The sequence below is a fragment of the Methylobacterium sp. Leaf91 genome (genome assembly GCF_001422815.1).
In the GTDB taxonomy this organism is placed as follows: Bacteria; Pseudomonadota; Alphaproteobacteria; order Rhizobiales; family Beijerinckiaceae; genus Methylobacterium.
Genome location: NZ_LMMP01000004.1, coordinates 146,961 through 160,113 on the forward strand (window position 1 = coordinate 146,961; position 13,153 = coordinate 160,113).

Consider the following 13,153-nt stretch of genomic DNA (forward strand, 5'->3'; position numbering starts at 1 on the left):
ACATCGATCCACGAATCCGGATCGTGCCGTTCTTGCGCTTCTGCTCCTTTTCACCTCATCCGTCAGACAGTTGCATGATCAAGGTGCTCATCGTCGACGATTCCGCGCTCATGCGCCGGCATCTGACCCAGTTGCTCGAAGGCCAGGGCGATTTCATCGTCCGTGCCGCACGCAACGGCGTCGAGGCCCTGGCGAGCCTGGAGGAATTCGACCCGCAGGTCATCACCCTCGACGTGAACATGCCGGAGATGGACGGGATCACCTGCCTCTCCCGGATCATGAGCGATTACCCGCGCCCCGTGGTGATGGTCTCCTCCATCACCGAGGAAGGCGCAGAGACGACCCTCCAGGCGTTGCGGCTCGGTGCGGTGGACTTCGTCCAGAAGCCCGGCGGTACGATCTCGTTGTCGATCGACCGCATCCACCACGAGTTGCTCACCAAGATCCGCGGTGCTGCACGGGTGCGGATCCGGCGTAGCATCGGTCTGCGCCAGCGCATCGGGGCGAGGCGCCCCGCACCCGCTTCGGCTCCCGTCGACAGCGTCTCGAACCGCGTAAGGGCCGGCGCGCGGGGCCGCATGGGCCTCGTCCTGGTGGGCGTCTCCACGGGCGGCCCGAGCGTGTTGGAGGAAATCCTGCCGCTTCTGCCTGCCGATCTCCCCTGGCCGGTCCTGGTGGCCCAGCACATGCCCGGAAGCTTCACCGGCGTCTTCGCCCGGCGCCTGAACGAGCTCTGCGCCTTGTCCGTGGTCGAGGCGGCGCGCCAGACGCCGCTGGCGGCAGGAACGATCTATATCGCCAAGGGCGACGCCGACCTCGTCGTGACGAAGCGCGGCACCGGTCATTCGGCGACCCCGCTGCCCCAGTCTCAGGATCATCTCTGGCATCCGAGCGTCACCCGCCTGGTCGTCAGCGCCCTCGATCATTTTCCGGCCGAGCAACTCATCGGCGTGCAACTCACCGGCATGGGCAATGACGGCGCCGAGGCCATGGCCCGGATCCACCAGCGCGGCGGCCTGACCATCGCACAGGATGCCGACACCAGCGTCGTGTTCGGCATGCCGAACGAACTCATCAAGCTCGGAGGCGCCAGCATGGTGCTGCCGAGCCACGCCATCGCCGCACAACTCACCGCTTGGCTTCGGCCACAGGCCGGCCTTCGAGCCCAGGGAGCTTAGGATGGCACTGAGGAAACCCGCCGCACTCGGCGACACGCAGGTAATGGCGTCCACCATCGATCTGGCGACGCTGAGCCTCGAACTCGCCTCCCTGGAGGCTTCGGCGCGTCGCGGTGCCGCGCGGACCCTCGGCGCAGTCCCGGAAGCAGTGCCGCTGCTATGCGATCGGCTGGCAGTGGAGAGCGCCCTCAGTGTCCGGAGCGCCATCGTCACGTCTCTCATTCGGCTGAAATCCGAGCGCGTGGTGGAAGGCCTGCTGCCGTTCCTGCGCAGCGAGGATACCGGCCTGCGCAATGCCGTCATCGAGGCGCTTCAGGAGATGCCGTCCGAGGTCGAGCCGTTCGTCGCCGAGTTGCTCGCCGATGCCGATAGCGACGTGCGCATCTTCGCCGTGAACATCGTGAGCCTGCTGCCGCATCCCAGCACGCCGCTTTGGCTGACGCAGGTCGTGGCCGAGGACGAGCACGTGAATGTCTGCGCGGCCGCCGTCGAGGGACTGGCCGAGATCGGCACCGAACACGCCATTCCCGCGCTGGAAGCCCTCCCCGGCCGTTTCCCCGACGTCCCCTTCATTGCCTTCGCGGTTTCGGCCGTGATCCGCCGGATCAGAGGATTGTAATGCCGCTCTCCAGCGCCATGACGATGAGACAGGGGCACCCTCCGATCAGCGAAGAAGAATACAACATCTTCTTCGAGTTTTTCTATCGCAGGACAGGCATTCTATTCAACGACAAGAAAGGGTACTTCGTTGAGAAGCGCCTGCATGACCGTATGGAAAAGACGGGAAGCACAAGCTTCCGGCGTTATTTCGATCTGGTTCGCTTCCAGGCCTCTGGCGAGGAGCTTCAATGCCTCGTCAACATCATGACGGTGAACGAGACCTATTTCTTCCGCGAGGATTATCAGTTCAATGCCCTGGTCCAGGGCATGCTGCCGGAGATCGCACGCTCGCGTAAGATCGGCGATACCCTGCGGATCTGGTCGATGCCGTGCTCGACCGGCGAGGAACCCTATTCCGTCGCGATCCAGATCATCGAGAACTGGTCGCGGGCCGATGATTTCGCCATCGAGATCAGGGGTTCGGACATCGACACCCGCGTGCTGAACGAGGCACGCCAGGGCATTTACGGCGAGCGCTCGCTGCACCGGCTCACTCCGGCACTGCGTGCGAAGTATTTCCAAAGTGTCGGACCGGATCGCTTCCAACTCCGCGAGGAGTTACGCGAATCCGTCGACTTCTCCATCGCCAATATCGTCGACCCCCTACATACGACCCGCTACCGCGCCGTCGACGTCATCTTCTGCCGTAACCTTCTGATTTACTTCGACGACGTGTCGCGCCGGCTGGCCGTCGAAGCACTCTACGACTGCCTGTCGCCGGGCGGCTTCATCTGCCTCGGGCATTCCGAGAGCATGAGCCGGATCTCGTCGATGTTTCAGCCGCGCAAATTCGGCGACACGATCGTCTATCAGAAGCCTCTCGGGAACGATTGAGATGAGCGCCGAACAGAAACAGATCCTCGTGGTCGAGGACGGCGCGACGATGCGCATGTTCTACCGCGACGTGCTCAGCCGGGCGGGCTTCGTCGTCGAGGAGGCGGCGAATGGATTCGAGGGATTGGAGCGGGCGCTTCTCGGCCGTTTCGACATGCTGATCGTCGACATCAACATGCCGAAGATGGACGGCTACGAGTTGCTGTCTCGCCTTCGGAACGAGCCGGCACTACGGGCGATTCCCATGGTGGCGATCAGTACCGAAGCCGGTGACCAGGATGCCGCCAGAGCCTATGATGCAGGCGCCAACCTCTACCTGGTGAAGCCCGCCGATCCCGTCGCTCTGGTCCAGACCGCCCGCCTTCTCACCGGTGCAGCGGCATGAGCAACCCGAGCCGTAACAACCCCTTGCTGCAGCGCTTCATTCCGGAAGCGCGGGAACTGTTGCAGGCCTCCGCCGGCGGCCTGCTGCGGCTCGAGAAGAACCCGCAGGACGGACCTGCGATCAATGAAGTGTTTCGGGCCGTCCATACCCTGAAAGGGTCGTCGGGGCTGTTCGACGCGACCGCGCTGACCCGTCTCGTCCACGCCGCCGAGGATCTGCTCGGTGCGGTTCGAGCGCAGGAAATCGTCCTCGATTCGAGCCTTGTCGACATGCTGCTCGACAGCCTGGACCAGGTCAGCCTCTGGGTCGACCGTCTCGAAGGCGACGCCGAGCTTCCCGCCGATGCCGATGGCGTAGCCAGCCGGATGGCATCGGGCCTGCGTGCTCGGGTCGCCTCCAAGGATTCGCCGGAAACCGCCACGACGGCTGACGCAACGCTGCCGGCCGAAGCGCCGCCGATCTGGCTGCATCGCCTGCCCGTGGAATCCCTTCGGGTGGGATTCCGTCGTGCCTGTCGAGGCGCGACCGTTCTGGCCTTGTGCTACGAGCCCGACCCCGGCTGCTTCTATGCGGGCACCGACCCGCTTCAGGCCGCCCTCCAGGTTCCCGAGGCCATGGCCTTCACCATCGAGGCGGTGGCGCCCTGGGGACCGGTAGCTGATCTCGACCCCTACCATTGCAACCTACGCTTCCACATCCTCACGGACGCCCCCCGGACCGAGGTGGAGCAGGCGATACGCTACGAGCTGGATCAGGTCTCGTTCAGCCCGGTCTCTGCCCGTGACCTCGTCCAGATTGCCGGGGAGCCGAGCGACGGGCCGGTCTGGGACGATTTTTACGAGGCGGCCTCGGCCCAGTACGCGGCAGGCGATCTTGCGGCCATCCGTGCCAGCGCGGCGACGCTTCGGAGCTTCACCGGGCCGGGTCTATGGCGCAACGACGCCCTTTCCTGGCTCGAAGACGCAGCCTCCGCCACCGCTCCGGACCACGACCTCGTCCGCGCCCTGATCGACGCGGCCGGCACCGGGCGCTTCGGCGGCGCAGGGAATTCCACCGTATCCGCTACTGCGTCGGGGGCTCCGACCACGCTATTGGACGGCCCCAACGGAGCGGTGGCACGCAGCATTCTTGCCGGCCAGCGGCAAGCCCTCGGCAAGGACGGGTATGACGAGATTCGGCTGGCCTCCGTCGCGGCGGTGGTCGGCAACCTGCTCGTCGGCCTCGGCCTGGACGCGCAACGTCATGCGTTCCAGCAGGCGATCGTCGATACTCATGAGAGCCGCTCGACGCTTCCGCTCCTGATCTTCCTGGACGTGCTCGAAAGCGGTGGGACGCCGGATACCCTCCCCCCGTCGGATCCACTCCCCTCGATTACCTCGGCAACCGACCTGCCGAAAGCTGCCGATCTCCCAAAGAGTACCGCACCGGGGCCGGGGCCGGGGCCGGGGCCGGACGGAGCCGCACGGAATGCAGCTCCGGAGGTGCGCGCGCCGCAGAAGACCCTCAAGGTCGAGCAAGCCAAAGTCGATCTGCTGATGAATCTGATCGGCGAGCTCGTAGTCTCGAAGAACAGCCTGCCCTTCCTGGCCAAACGGGCAGAGGAAACCTACGGCTCCCGGGACATGTCGCGGGAGATCAAGGAGCAATACGCTGTCATCGACCGCCTCGCGCAGGAAATGCAGGGCGCGATCATGCAGGTCCAGATGCTTCCGGTCTCGGACATTTTCGATCGATTCCCACGTCTGGTACGCGATCTCGCCCGCAAGCTCGGCAAGCAGATCGACCTGTCCGTGGAAGGGGAAGACACGGCGGCCGACAAGACGATCATCGAAGCGCTCGGCGACCCGCTACTGCATATCGTCCGCAACTCCCTCGATCACGGCATCGAGCAGCCCGAGATACGCGAGGCCGCCGGCAAGGCACGCACGGCGAGCCTGCGTCTGCGGGCCCGCCAGGAAGCCGACGGCGTGGTCATCGAGGTGCAGGATGACGGGCGCGGTATCGATCCGGCCCGGATCCGCGCCGCGGCGATCGAGAAGGGTGTCATCGATGCCGATGAGGCCGGCCGCCTGTCCGATCAGGAGGCGATCAACCTGATCTACAGGCCGGGCTTCTCCACGGCGCATGAGATCTCCGACCTGTCCGGTCGCGGCGTCGGCATGGACGTGGTGCTGACCACGGTCGAGAAGCTCGGCGGCCGTGTTTCCGTGACATCGCGCCTGGGCGAAGGCACCACCACCCGACTCACACTGCCGCTCAGCATGGCGGTGACGCGGGTGATGGTCGTGGAGGCCGCGGATGGCGTCTACGGCGTGCCCATGGACATGATCGCCGAGACGGTCCGGGTGCCGGAAAGCCGGATCCAGCGGATCAAGCGCGCCGAAGCCTTCGTCCTGCGCGACATCGTCATCCCTCTGATGCGGATGTCGACCCTGCTGGGCGTGCCGGCGCGCCAGCGGAACAGCGACGAGGAAGCCGAGGAGGCGGTCCTCGTCTGCCAGATCGACGGCCGTCATGTGGGCCTCGTCATCGACGATTTCCGCGAGGGAATGGACGTGATCCTCAAGCCCCTCCAGGGCGCCCTGGCGGGCATGCGGGGCTATTCGGGGACCGCGCTCCTGGGAGACGGCCGCGTCCTGCTCATCCTGGACCTCAAGGAATTGATCTGATGCCGCTGAGAATTGCTCGCACGACCGTGCATTTCGAAGGTCATTGCTCGGTGGAGGAAGCCCTCGACCTCCAGGCCTTCTTCGGCCGGGTCAAGGTGCCCAAGGTCGTGCTGACGCAATGCGCCGGCCTGCACACGGCCCTGCTCCAAGTGCTGGCGGCCGCACGGCCGGCCAGCATCGCGCCGCCGTCGGATCCCACGCTCGCCCAGGCAATCATGCCGTTCCTCAGCGGGATCGGAGCCGACAGGTGACCGCCATTCTCGCCATCTCCAACCGGAAGGGAGGCAGCGGCAAGACCACGACGGCTGTCAACCTCGCGGCGGAGTGGGGGGCACGCGGCCATCGCATCTTGCTCGTCGATCTCGACACACAGGGGCATGCCGGGCTCGGCTTCGGCGTGGTGGCGGGCCGGGACGAGCCGACGGCGCATCACATCTTCTCCAAGACGGGCTTCTCGATCGAGGAGGCCATCCGGCCGAGCGTATCGGCCAATGTCGCGGTGGCGCCCGCCGACCCGCTCTTCGACGGGACGGGCGTAGCCGACCGAAGTGTCTCGGCTCTGCGACGTAACTTACGGTCCCCCGCCATCGCCGAGCGGTTCGATCTCGTCATCCTCGATACGCCGCCCTCTCTCGACATGGTCCTGGTCAATGCCCTGGCGGCCGCCGATAGCGTCCTGATCCCAATGATCCCCCACGCCTTGTCAGCCGAAGGCGTGCGGCAACTGACGCGGCTGTTCTTCCGGATCGCCATGACGGTGAATGCGGGGCTGACGCTGGCGGGCCTGCTTCCCGTGATGCTGAATCCGCGCACGAGCCATCACCGGGATACCCTGCAGGATGTCGGCACGGAGTTCGGCTTCAACCGCCTGCTCAGCGGGATCCGATCCGACATTCAGCTCGCGGAGGCCTTCGCTGCCCGGCGGCCAATCCACGATTACGCCCCGCGCAGTCGTGGTGCGGCTGATTATCGCGTGCTGGCGGATGAACTGGGGGGGCTCTGGCCTGAACTCAACCCCGATCAGGCTTTTGATACCCGTTTATCCTGAAATGCGCTGGGGAAAGAAGATGGATCTGGAACAATGAAACCACTAATCAATGATTTTGCACCTATTGATTGGTTTCCAGAAAATTACGACTGATCTCGACTTCTATAATTTGTCTAAGGAGCATTCATGGCAGCGACCATCATGATCGTCGATGATTCCCCTACGATGCTCATGAGCATCGAGGGAATTCTGACCAAAGCTGGACTCGGCGTTGTCAAAGCAGCGAACGGTGAGCAGGCGCTCGAGACTTTAAAGACCGGAACCAAGCCTTCTCTCGTCATCACCGATCTCAATATGGGCGCGATGGACGGGATCGAGCTGATCCGCCGTGTACGTAAGCTTCCTGGCCTTCAATTCACGCCGATCCTGATGCTGACGACGGAGTCGCAGCAGGACAAACGGAACGAAGCTAAATCGGCCGGAGCCACCGGTTGGATTGTGAAACCAGTCGATGCGACCGCCCTCATCAAGGTCATTCGCCAGCTCGTGCCGGGCGCCTGAATCATGAGGCGGGAAGCCATCCTTCCACCGCCGGAGCGGATCGCACCGCTCGCGGCCGGATTTTCGGCCCTCGTCGTCGGCGCGGCCGGATTGCCCACGCTCGGTCTCACGCCGGCCCTCCTCGCCATCGCGGCGGCAGGGTTCGCGACGACGTGGCTGGCTTCCACCGCGACACGCCTGTCCGGCGGTCGAACCGACGATCCTGCTTCCGCCCCTGCCGCGGACGACGACGTCCATGAGCAGACTGAGACGAAGGCGGGTGAGGAGGAGCCGGACAGGCCGTCTGGCACCGAGCCTCCGCCATTCAACCATGCCTTGACGCAGCATTTCGGCGTCTACGATCAGCTCTTCGCGCGGGCCTCGCGTGACACCGCTTCGGTGACATCCGAGACCGAAGCGGCGGCCTATAACATCATGATGAGCCTGCGAGCGGTCGACATCGCCATGTCGGACCTTCTGAGCTTCCTCGATTCGTCCGGGTCCAACACCCGCGTGATCGAGATCGTGGAGGAGACCGACCGGCAACTCGTGACGAACCGGAACCTGATCGCGGCCTTTCTCGAAAGCCGTGACCGGGACATCGAGGAGTGCCGCGTGCGGCTCGAGGATGTGGAAACCGCGACGGATCAACTGAGCGGCCTGGTCGGCGGTATCCGCGACATAGCAAGGCGGACGAATCTCCTCGCTCTCAACGCCGCTATCGAGGCGGCGCGCGCTGGGGAGTTCGGGGCCGGCTTCGGCGTTGTCGCATCCGAGGTCAAGCAGCTGTCGCAAGCCTCCGATCAGGCGGCGACCCGCATCAACGAGGGTTTGATGACGCTGCGTGGCTCGATTCGGGAAAACCTGACGACCCTCGTCAGTCACCGCATCGCGGGTGAGCGTGTGGAACTCGGGAAGATCTCGACGGCAATATCGGACCTGACCGAGAACATGGAGCGACTGATCTCGCATCAGCGCGACACGCTGGTGAAGGTTCAGGACGAAAGCGCACGCATCGCTCAGCCGGTGGTCGAGCTCATGGCTTCGATTCAGTTCCAGGATGTCACGCGCCAGCGTCTCGAACATCTCGAGACGATCTTCGCGGCGGCACGCCACAATCTCGATGCGTTGGGCAACGCCGCCCAGTCCACGGGCGAGTTGCCCGATCTCGATGAGTTCGCCGCCGTGGCGAACGCCGATGGCCCATCTCCACCGCGCAAACTCGTTGTCGGAGGCGGCGACGAGATCGAGCTTTTCTAGGCTCCCTGCATATGAAACGCATGGGGCCTGAACCACAAACCATGGGTCACCGTGCTGCGCCTAGAGCGGGATAATGGTAACCTACATTAACGTCCGGTCTCTCGGCTCCGCTGGTACCGTTTACAAGCAGAAAGTGATCACGCGCGCATGGCAACCGTCCTGGTGGTGGACGACATCCCTGTCGTCAGGCGGACCATCCGCAAATTCCTCGAACGCGGCGGTCATTTGGTGACCGAATGCGGTTCCGTGGGCGAAGCGGAACAGGCGCTGGGATCGGGTTCATTCGACCTGATCGTGACCGATCTCTGGATGCCGGGACAGGATGGATTGACGCTGATCCAGCACGTGAAATCGCGCACCCGGCCGCTTCCCCTGGTGGCGATCACGGGCGGGGCGCCACGGATGCCCCAGCTCTTCTCTACCGAAGAGGCGATCCGGGCCGGAGCCGACCGCGTGCTGATGAAGCCCGTGGGCATGCAAGAGCTCTTGAACTGCGTGACGGAACTGCTCGCCGCCCGTCTGAAGGGAGTGAATTGATGCACAGTCTCGGACGTATCCTGTCGGAGCACCGCGATGCGGTGATCGATTCATGGATCGAGCGTTTACGCGACGATCGCGGTGCCGGCGTGACACCGAGTGCTTCACCCCGCGTTCTGCGAATCGAACTCGCCGCCTTTCTCGACGCGCTGACGGCGTTCTTCCTCAGCGGCATTGAAGGAACCGAGGACAGCTTCCGCGAGGTCGCCTCACAGGCAACCATCATCAGCTCGGCGCGGGCTCGGGACGGCTACACCCCCGCCCAGACCGCGACCCTCGTCATGTCGCTGAAACCCGTCGTCAGCGCGGTCATCCAGCGCGAAGCCGGCGGTCTTTCGTCCGAACTCCTCGAGACTCTCGCGCACCTGAATGCCACGGTGGACAGAGTTGCCCTCGTGACCTTCTCGGCCTTCGTCGAGACCCGCGAGCGGCTGATCGAGCGCCAGAGCCGTGCGCTTCTCGACCTTGCGACACCGGCCCTGCCGATCTGGCGCCACATCGTGCTGATGCCGCTCGTGGGCATCGTCGATACGCAGCGGGCGCGACAGATCATGGAATGGCTGCTCGAAGCGTTGACGCGGGAGGAAGCCCACATCGCCATCCTCGACGTGACGGGAGTGCCGGTGATCGACAGCCGCGTCGCCCTCCATCTCACAAAGACCGTGGAGGCGGCACGCCTTCTGGGCGCCAAGGTCATCGTCACCGGCATCAGCCCGGATGCAGCGCAGACTTTGGTGAAGCTCGATGTGAACCTCACGAGCATGATCACCCGCGGCACCTTGCGGGCCGGCCTCGGCGAAGCTTTCCGCCTGCTCTCCGCCGATGGCCAGGCACCGCCCAGCAAGGCGGGGTTCTGATGCGCGTCCCGATCCTGAAGCTCGGGCGCGTCCTGCTGACCTCCCTGCCCGCCGACCTGACGGACCAGCAGGTCATGGATCTGCAGATCGATGCGCTGGCCCTGCTCCGCGACGACCGCGCGGATGGGCTCGTCATCGACATCACCGCCGTCGACGTAGTGGATTCGTACATGGCGCGGGTGCTGTCGGAGACCGCCAAGATGGTCGGCATCATGGGCGGTGTCGCGGTACTGGCCGGCATGCGCCCCGCCGTGGCGCTGACTCTGGTGGAGATGGGCCAGAACCTGATTCAGATGGAAACGGCGTTCGACCTCGAAGGCGGCGTCGCGAAGGTTCAGAGGGCGATGGCCACCCGCGGAGGTCACCGTGACGAACCACCCGAGGTCTGAGTTTCCCGACGAGACGTCGGCGATCCTGGTATCGGTCGTGGAGATTCACGGACAGGAAGACATCCTGATCGCGCGTCAGGCCGGGCGGGACGCAGCCCGGAACATAGGGCTCGGCACCGTCGATCAGACCCGCCTCGCCACGGTGATCTCCGAACTGGCCCGCAACGCCCTCCGCTACGCCGGCGGTGGCCAATGCCGCATCACCACACAGGTGGCGGTCCTGACCCGCACCATCGTGCTGGAAATCGAGGATCGGGGACCCGGCATCGACAACGTGACCGCCGCCCTCACTCCGGGCTTCTCGACCGGCGGAGGACTCGGTCTCGGCATGTCCGCCGTCCTCAGGTTGATGGACGACATGATCGTGGAGACGCGGCCGGGACGAACCATGATCCGGGCGCAGATGGTGCGGCATACATGACGACGCCCATCGGATCCGAACGTCCGGACGAGGCCCCCCTCGAAACGCTGATGTTCCGAATCATCGCGGAGATCGACGTGGCCGAGGCCCGGCGGGCCGCACGGCATATAGCCGGCCGACATGGCTTCAAGACGGTGCAGGCCTATGGCTTCGCCACGGCGGTGTCCGAGATCGCGACCAATCTCGTCCTCCATGCCGACCGTGGCGGCGTCATCCACCTGACAGCCGCGCTGGTGAACGGCATTCCAACCATCGGCTTCACCGCAGAGGACGACGGCCCCGGCATACCCGATCTCGCTCTGGCCATGCAGGATGGCTACTCGACCCTCGGAGGCCTGGGATGCGGGTTGCCCGGGACAAGGCGCCTCGTCGACACCTTCGCGGTGACGACGCGTCCCGGCGAGGGAACCCGCATCGCCTGCAGCCTGACCCGTATATGAAGATCGCCTCGTCCCTGCGCTCATTCCCGGGTGAGACCGCTTGCGGTGACGTCGTCGCCTGGTGGCGGGAGAATGACTCGACGCTCATCGCCGTGGCGGACGGCCTCGGGCATGGCACCTCCGCGCGGCTCGCCGCCGAATCCTTCATGGCCGCCGTGGAGGATTCTTCCGGCCTCGGCCTGGCCGAACGGATGCAACGGGCCGATCGGGCGATCGTGCGCACACGGGGCGTGGCGGCCACCCTCGTGCAGATCGACCTTGCCGCGATGACATTGACCGTTGCGGGGGTCGGCAACATTCAGGGCGGGATATTCGGCGCTCGAACGCGGCGCTTCGACGGGGCCGCAGGCATCGTCGGGGCAGGAATCCGAGCGATCCGCCCCCTCACATTCGCGTTCGATCCGGCGGATGTGCTGGTTCTATGGAGCGACGGCCTGCGGCACGTGGATATCGACGAGACCTGCTGGCGGTTTCGCGACGAACCACAAAGGCTCGCGGATTGCCTGCTCGCACGCTTCGGATGCGAGAGCGACGATTGCTCCGTCCTCTGCGTCGCCTTCGACGGAGCCGTGGTGTGAAGGCCTTCCTCGACCGCTATGCCGCCGGGATGGCCTCCTACGTGATGACCGAGGGGGAGGCCGCTCTCGTCGATATCGAGGAGCTTGGCCGCGAGGCCATCGCGACAGGTGTCTCGCTCGAAGACATTGTCGGCCTTCACGAGGGGGCCACTCTATCCCTGTCGGAGATGGGAATCGCCATCAGCGAGCCGGCCATGATCCGCCGGATGTCGGCCTGTCTGAGCGCCCTGGCCATCGCGGCGGCCATTGCCTTCGGGAGCAAGCTCGAACTGCTTGAACGGCAGCGGCAGGAGGAGAGCAAGCGAACGGAACGGGAGCGTCAGCGCCTCGAGACCCTCGGCCAGATGGTTGGCTCGGTGGCGCACGAACTGAATAACCTGCTTCAGCCGGTCCATGGCATGACGGAGATCATGCTCGCGGATTTCGAGGCGAATGCGCCCGAGCGGGCAGACCTCGAAACCATCCTCGCCTGCAGCGATCAGGCGGTCGGGGTCATCCGCAACATCCTGGCCTATGTCAGACAGGAGCGCAGGGTACCCGAAGCCATACCCTTGGGCCATGCGGTGGAGAATGCCTGCGCGTTCCTCCAGCCAATGCTGCGTCCGCCTCTCGATGTCGCGATTCGGGATACCGAGAGCCCGGTTCTCGCCACGGAGAGCGAGGTCACCCAGATCCTGCTCAATCTCGTCCAGAACGCCATGCAGGCCGAGGCATCGCGCATCACGGTGCGGGTCGACCGTTGCAACCGGCGCTTCACCGAGGGTCCTGCCGAGGTGCCATGCCTTCAGCTCGTGGTGATCGACGACGGGTGTGGCATGTCCGAAGAGGTCGCGGCCTGTGCGACCGATCCTTTCTTCACCACAAAGACCGAGGGTCAGGGCACCGGCTTAGGCCTCGCCATCGTCAAGGGGATCGTCATGGGATGGTCGGGCGAGTTCGAGATCGCGTCGCGGTTCGAGCGCGGCACGGTGGTGACGATGTCGTTTCCAGTTGTGTTCTGACAGCCCATCACCGCACCTTTCCGGCAGCGGCCTATATGATCCCCTCACGGCTTCATCCGCATCGATTTAAGAGGCGTCCGCCCGGCGGAATGCTCAGCGCAGGGTCGGCCCTCAGGTCGCTCTCATGATCCGTAAGAGTTTTCGCCACTGCCCAAATCGGCCTGAGCACGGAGTACTACCGAGGCGGAATATGCATCGTTGTGCGATGCACCAATCTGCCGTCCGTCGTTGATCGTGAACGTGTTCTCGTGCCGGTGGCGTGTGAGAACCGCTAGTGTCGAAGTGCGATGCAATGACGAATGTAGACTGCATAGGCGTCTGCCACACTTGCGGCGGATGAACGCCCGATTAACACTACCTACTCCGAAAGAATGAATCGACCGATTCCTCGAGGCCGGGAGACAGTCCATGTCCCA

Annotated in this window: 16 protein-coding genes; all 16 read left to right on the plus strand. The window is 64.6% G+C overall.

What is annotated here, in order from left to right; genetic code table 11:
- Positions 1 to 74: 74 nt before the first annotated feature.
- On the plus strand, positions 75 to 1,178 hold the full coding sequence (gene cheB / locus ASF32_RS06120; RefSeq protein ID WP_056424932.1) for a chemotaxis-specific protein-glutamate methyltransferase CheB: 1,104 nt from the start codon (positions 75 to 77) through the stop codon (positions 1,176 to 1,178).
- A 1-nt stretch (position 1,179) separates the two neighbouring features.
- A complete protein-coding gene (locus ASF32_RS06125; RefSeq protein WP_056424935.1) occupies positions 1,180 to 1,797 on the plus strand; it encodes a HEAT repeat domain-containing protein in 618 nt (205 codons plus the stop codon).
- Positions 1,797 to 2,672, plus strand: coding sequence for a protein-glutamate O-methyltransferase CheR (locus ASF32_RS06130; RefSeq protein WP_244478146.1), 876 nt, complete (start codon positions 1,797 to 1,799; stop codon positions 2,670 to 2,672). Before ASF32_RS06125 ends, ASF32_RS06130 begins: the two co-directional genes overlap by 1 nt.
- Before the next feature lies 1 nt (position 2,673).
- The gene (locus ASF32_RS06135) at positions 2,674 to 3,057 is read left to right on the plus strand and encodes a response regulator (protein ID WP_056424938.1); all 384 of its coding nucleotides are present in this window, start codon (positions 2,674 to 2,676) and stop codon (positions 3,055 to 3,057) included.
- Positions 3,054 to 5,726: a chemotaxis protein CheA gene (locus tag ASF32_RS06140; RefSeq protein ID WP_056424940.1), complete on the plus strand. Its 2,673-nt coding sequence runs from the start codon at positions 3,054 to 3,056 to the stop codon at positions 5,724 to 5,726. The genes ASF32_RS06135 and ASF32_RS06140 overlap by 4 nt, the downstream gene beginning before the upstream one ends.
- Entirely contained in the window at positions 5,726 to 5,977 is a 252-nt protein-coding gene (locus ASF32_RS06145) for a hypothetical protein (RefSeq protein WP_056424942.1), read from the plus strand. Before ASF32_RS06140 ends, ASF32_RS06145 begins: the two co-directional genes overlap by 1 nt.
- Positions 5,974 to 6,774, plus strand: a complete 801-nt coding sequence (locus ASF32_RS06150; RefSeq protein WP_056424944.1) for a ParA family protein — start codon at positions 5,974 to 5,976, stop codon at positions 6,772 to 6,774. The genes ASF32_RS06145 and ASF32_RS06150 overlap by 4 nt, the downstream gene beginning before the upstream one ends.
- A gap of 126 nt (positions 6,775 to 6,900) precedes the next feature.
- Complete coding sequence (locus ASF32_RS06155; protein ID WP_056424947.1) at positions 6,901 to 7,275, plus strand: response regulator; 375 nt, start codon at positions 6,901 to 6,903, stop codon at positions 7,273 to 7,275.
- Positions 7,276 to 7,278: 3 nt separating this feature from the next.
- Entirely contained in the window at positions 7,279 to 8,514 is a 1,236-nt protein-coding gene (locus ASF32_RS06160; protein WP_056424952.1) for a methyl-accepting chemotaxis protein, read from the plus strand.
- Positions 8,515 to 8,676: 162 nt separating this feature from the next.
- On the plus strand, positions 8,677 to 9,051 hold the full coding sequence (locus ASF32_RS06165) for a response regulator (RefSeq protein ID WP_244483599.1): 375 nt from the start codon (positions 8,677 to 8,679) through the stop codon (positions 9,049 to 9,051).
- A complete protein-coding gene (locus ASF32_RS06170) occupies positions 9,051 to 9,908 on the plus strand; it encodes an STAS domain-containing protein (RefSeq protein WP_056424957.1) in 858 nt (285 codons plus the stop codon). Before ASF32_RS06165 ends, ASF32_RS06170 begins: the two co-directional genes overlap by 1 nt.
- The gene (locus tag ASF32_RS06175) at positions 9,908 to 10,297 is read left to right on the plus strand and encodes an STAS domain-containing protein (RefSeq protein ID WP_056424960.1); all 390 of its coding nucleotides are present in this window, start codon (positions 9,908 to 9,910) and stop codon (positions 10,295 to 10,297) included. The genes ASF32_RS06170 and ASF32_RS06175 overlap by 1 nt, the downstream gene beginning before the upstream one ends.
- On the plus strand, positions 10,275 to 10,718 hold the full coding sequence (locus tag ASF32_RS06180; RefSeq protein ID WP_082470523.1) for an anti-sigma regulatory factor: 444 nt from the start codon (positions 10,275 to 10,277) through the stop codon (positions 10,716 to 10,718). Before ASF32_RS06175 ends, ASF32_RS06180 begins: the two co-directional genes overlap by 23 nt.
- Entirely contained in the window at positions 10,715 to 11,158 is a 444-nt protein-coding gene (locus ASF32_RS06185; protein WP_056424963.1) for an ATP-binding protein, read from the plus strand. Before ASF32_RS06180 ends, ASF32_RS06185 begins: the two co-directional genes overlap by 4 nt.
- On the plus strand, positions 11,155 to 11,736 hold the full coding sequence (locus ASF32_RS06190; RefSeq protein ID WP_056424965.1) for a SpoIIE family protein phosphatase: 582 nt from the start codon (positions 11,155 to 11,157) through the stop codon (positions 11,734 to 11,736). Before ASF32_RS06185 ends, ASF32_RS06190 begins: the two co-directional genes overlap by 4 nt.
- Positions 11,733 to 12,737, plus strand: a complete 1,005-nt coding sequence (locus ASF32_RS06195) for an ATP-binding protein (protein WP_056424968.1) — start codon at positions 11,733 to 11,735, stop codon at positions 12,735 to 12,737. The genes ASF32_RS06190 and ASF32_RS06195 overlap by 4 nt, the downstream gene beginning before the upstream one ends.
- Positions 12,738 to 13,153 lie beyond the last annotated feature (416 nt).

Excerpts from the sequence above, each read along its gene's own strand:
- ASF32_RS06170 (WP_056424957.1), top strand. The coding sequence starts at position 9,051 with ATGCACAGTCTCGGACGTATCCTGTCGGAGCACCGCGATGCGGTGATC.
- ASF32_RS06125 (WP_056424935.1), top strand. The coding sequence starts at position 1,180 with ATGGCACTGAGGAAACCCGCCGCACTCGGCGACACGCAGGTAATGGCG.
- ASF32_RS06190 (WP_056424965.1), top strand. The coding sequence starts at position 11,155 with ATGAAGATCGCCTCGTCCCTGCGCTCATTCCCGGGTGAGACCGCTTGC.
- cheB (WP_056424932.1), top strand. The coding sequence starts at position 75 with ATGATCAAGGTGCTCATCGTCGACGATTCCGCGCTCATGCGCCGGCAT.
- ASF32_RS06140 (WP_056424940.1), top strand. The coding sequence starts at position 3,054 with ATGAGCAACCCGAGCCGTAACAACCCCTTGCTGCAGCGCTTCATTCCG.
- ASF32_RS06160 (WP_056424952.1), top strand. The coding sequence starts at position 7,279 with ATGAGGCGGGAAGCCATCCTTCCACCGCCGGAGCGGATCGCACCGCTC.
- ASF32_RS06135 (WP_056424938.1), top strand. The coding sequence starts at position 2,674 with ATGAGCGCCGAACAGAAACAGATCCTCGTGGTCGAGGACGGCGCGACG.
- ASF32_RS06155 (WP_056424947.1), top strand. The coding sequence starts at position 6,901 with ATGGCAGCGACCATCATGATCGTCGATGATTCCCCTACGATGCTCATG.
- ASF32_RS06175 (WP_056424960.1), top strand. The coding sequence starts at position 9,908 with ATGCGCGTCCCGATCCTGAAGCTCGGGCGCGTCCTGCTGACCTCCCTG.
- ASF32_RS06130 (WP_244478146.1), top strand. The coding sequence starts at position 1,797 with ATGCCGCTCTCCAGCGCCATGACGATGAGACAGGGGCACCCTCCGATC.
- ASF32_RS06145 (WP_056424942.1), top strand. The coding sequence starts at position 5,726 with ATGCCGCTGAGAATTGCTCGCACGACCGTGCATTTCGAAGGTCATTGC.
- ASF32_RS06185 (WP_056424963.1), top strand. The coding sequence starts at position 10,715 with ATGACGACGCCCATCGGATCCGAACGTCCGGACGAGGCCCCCCTCGAA.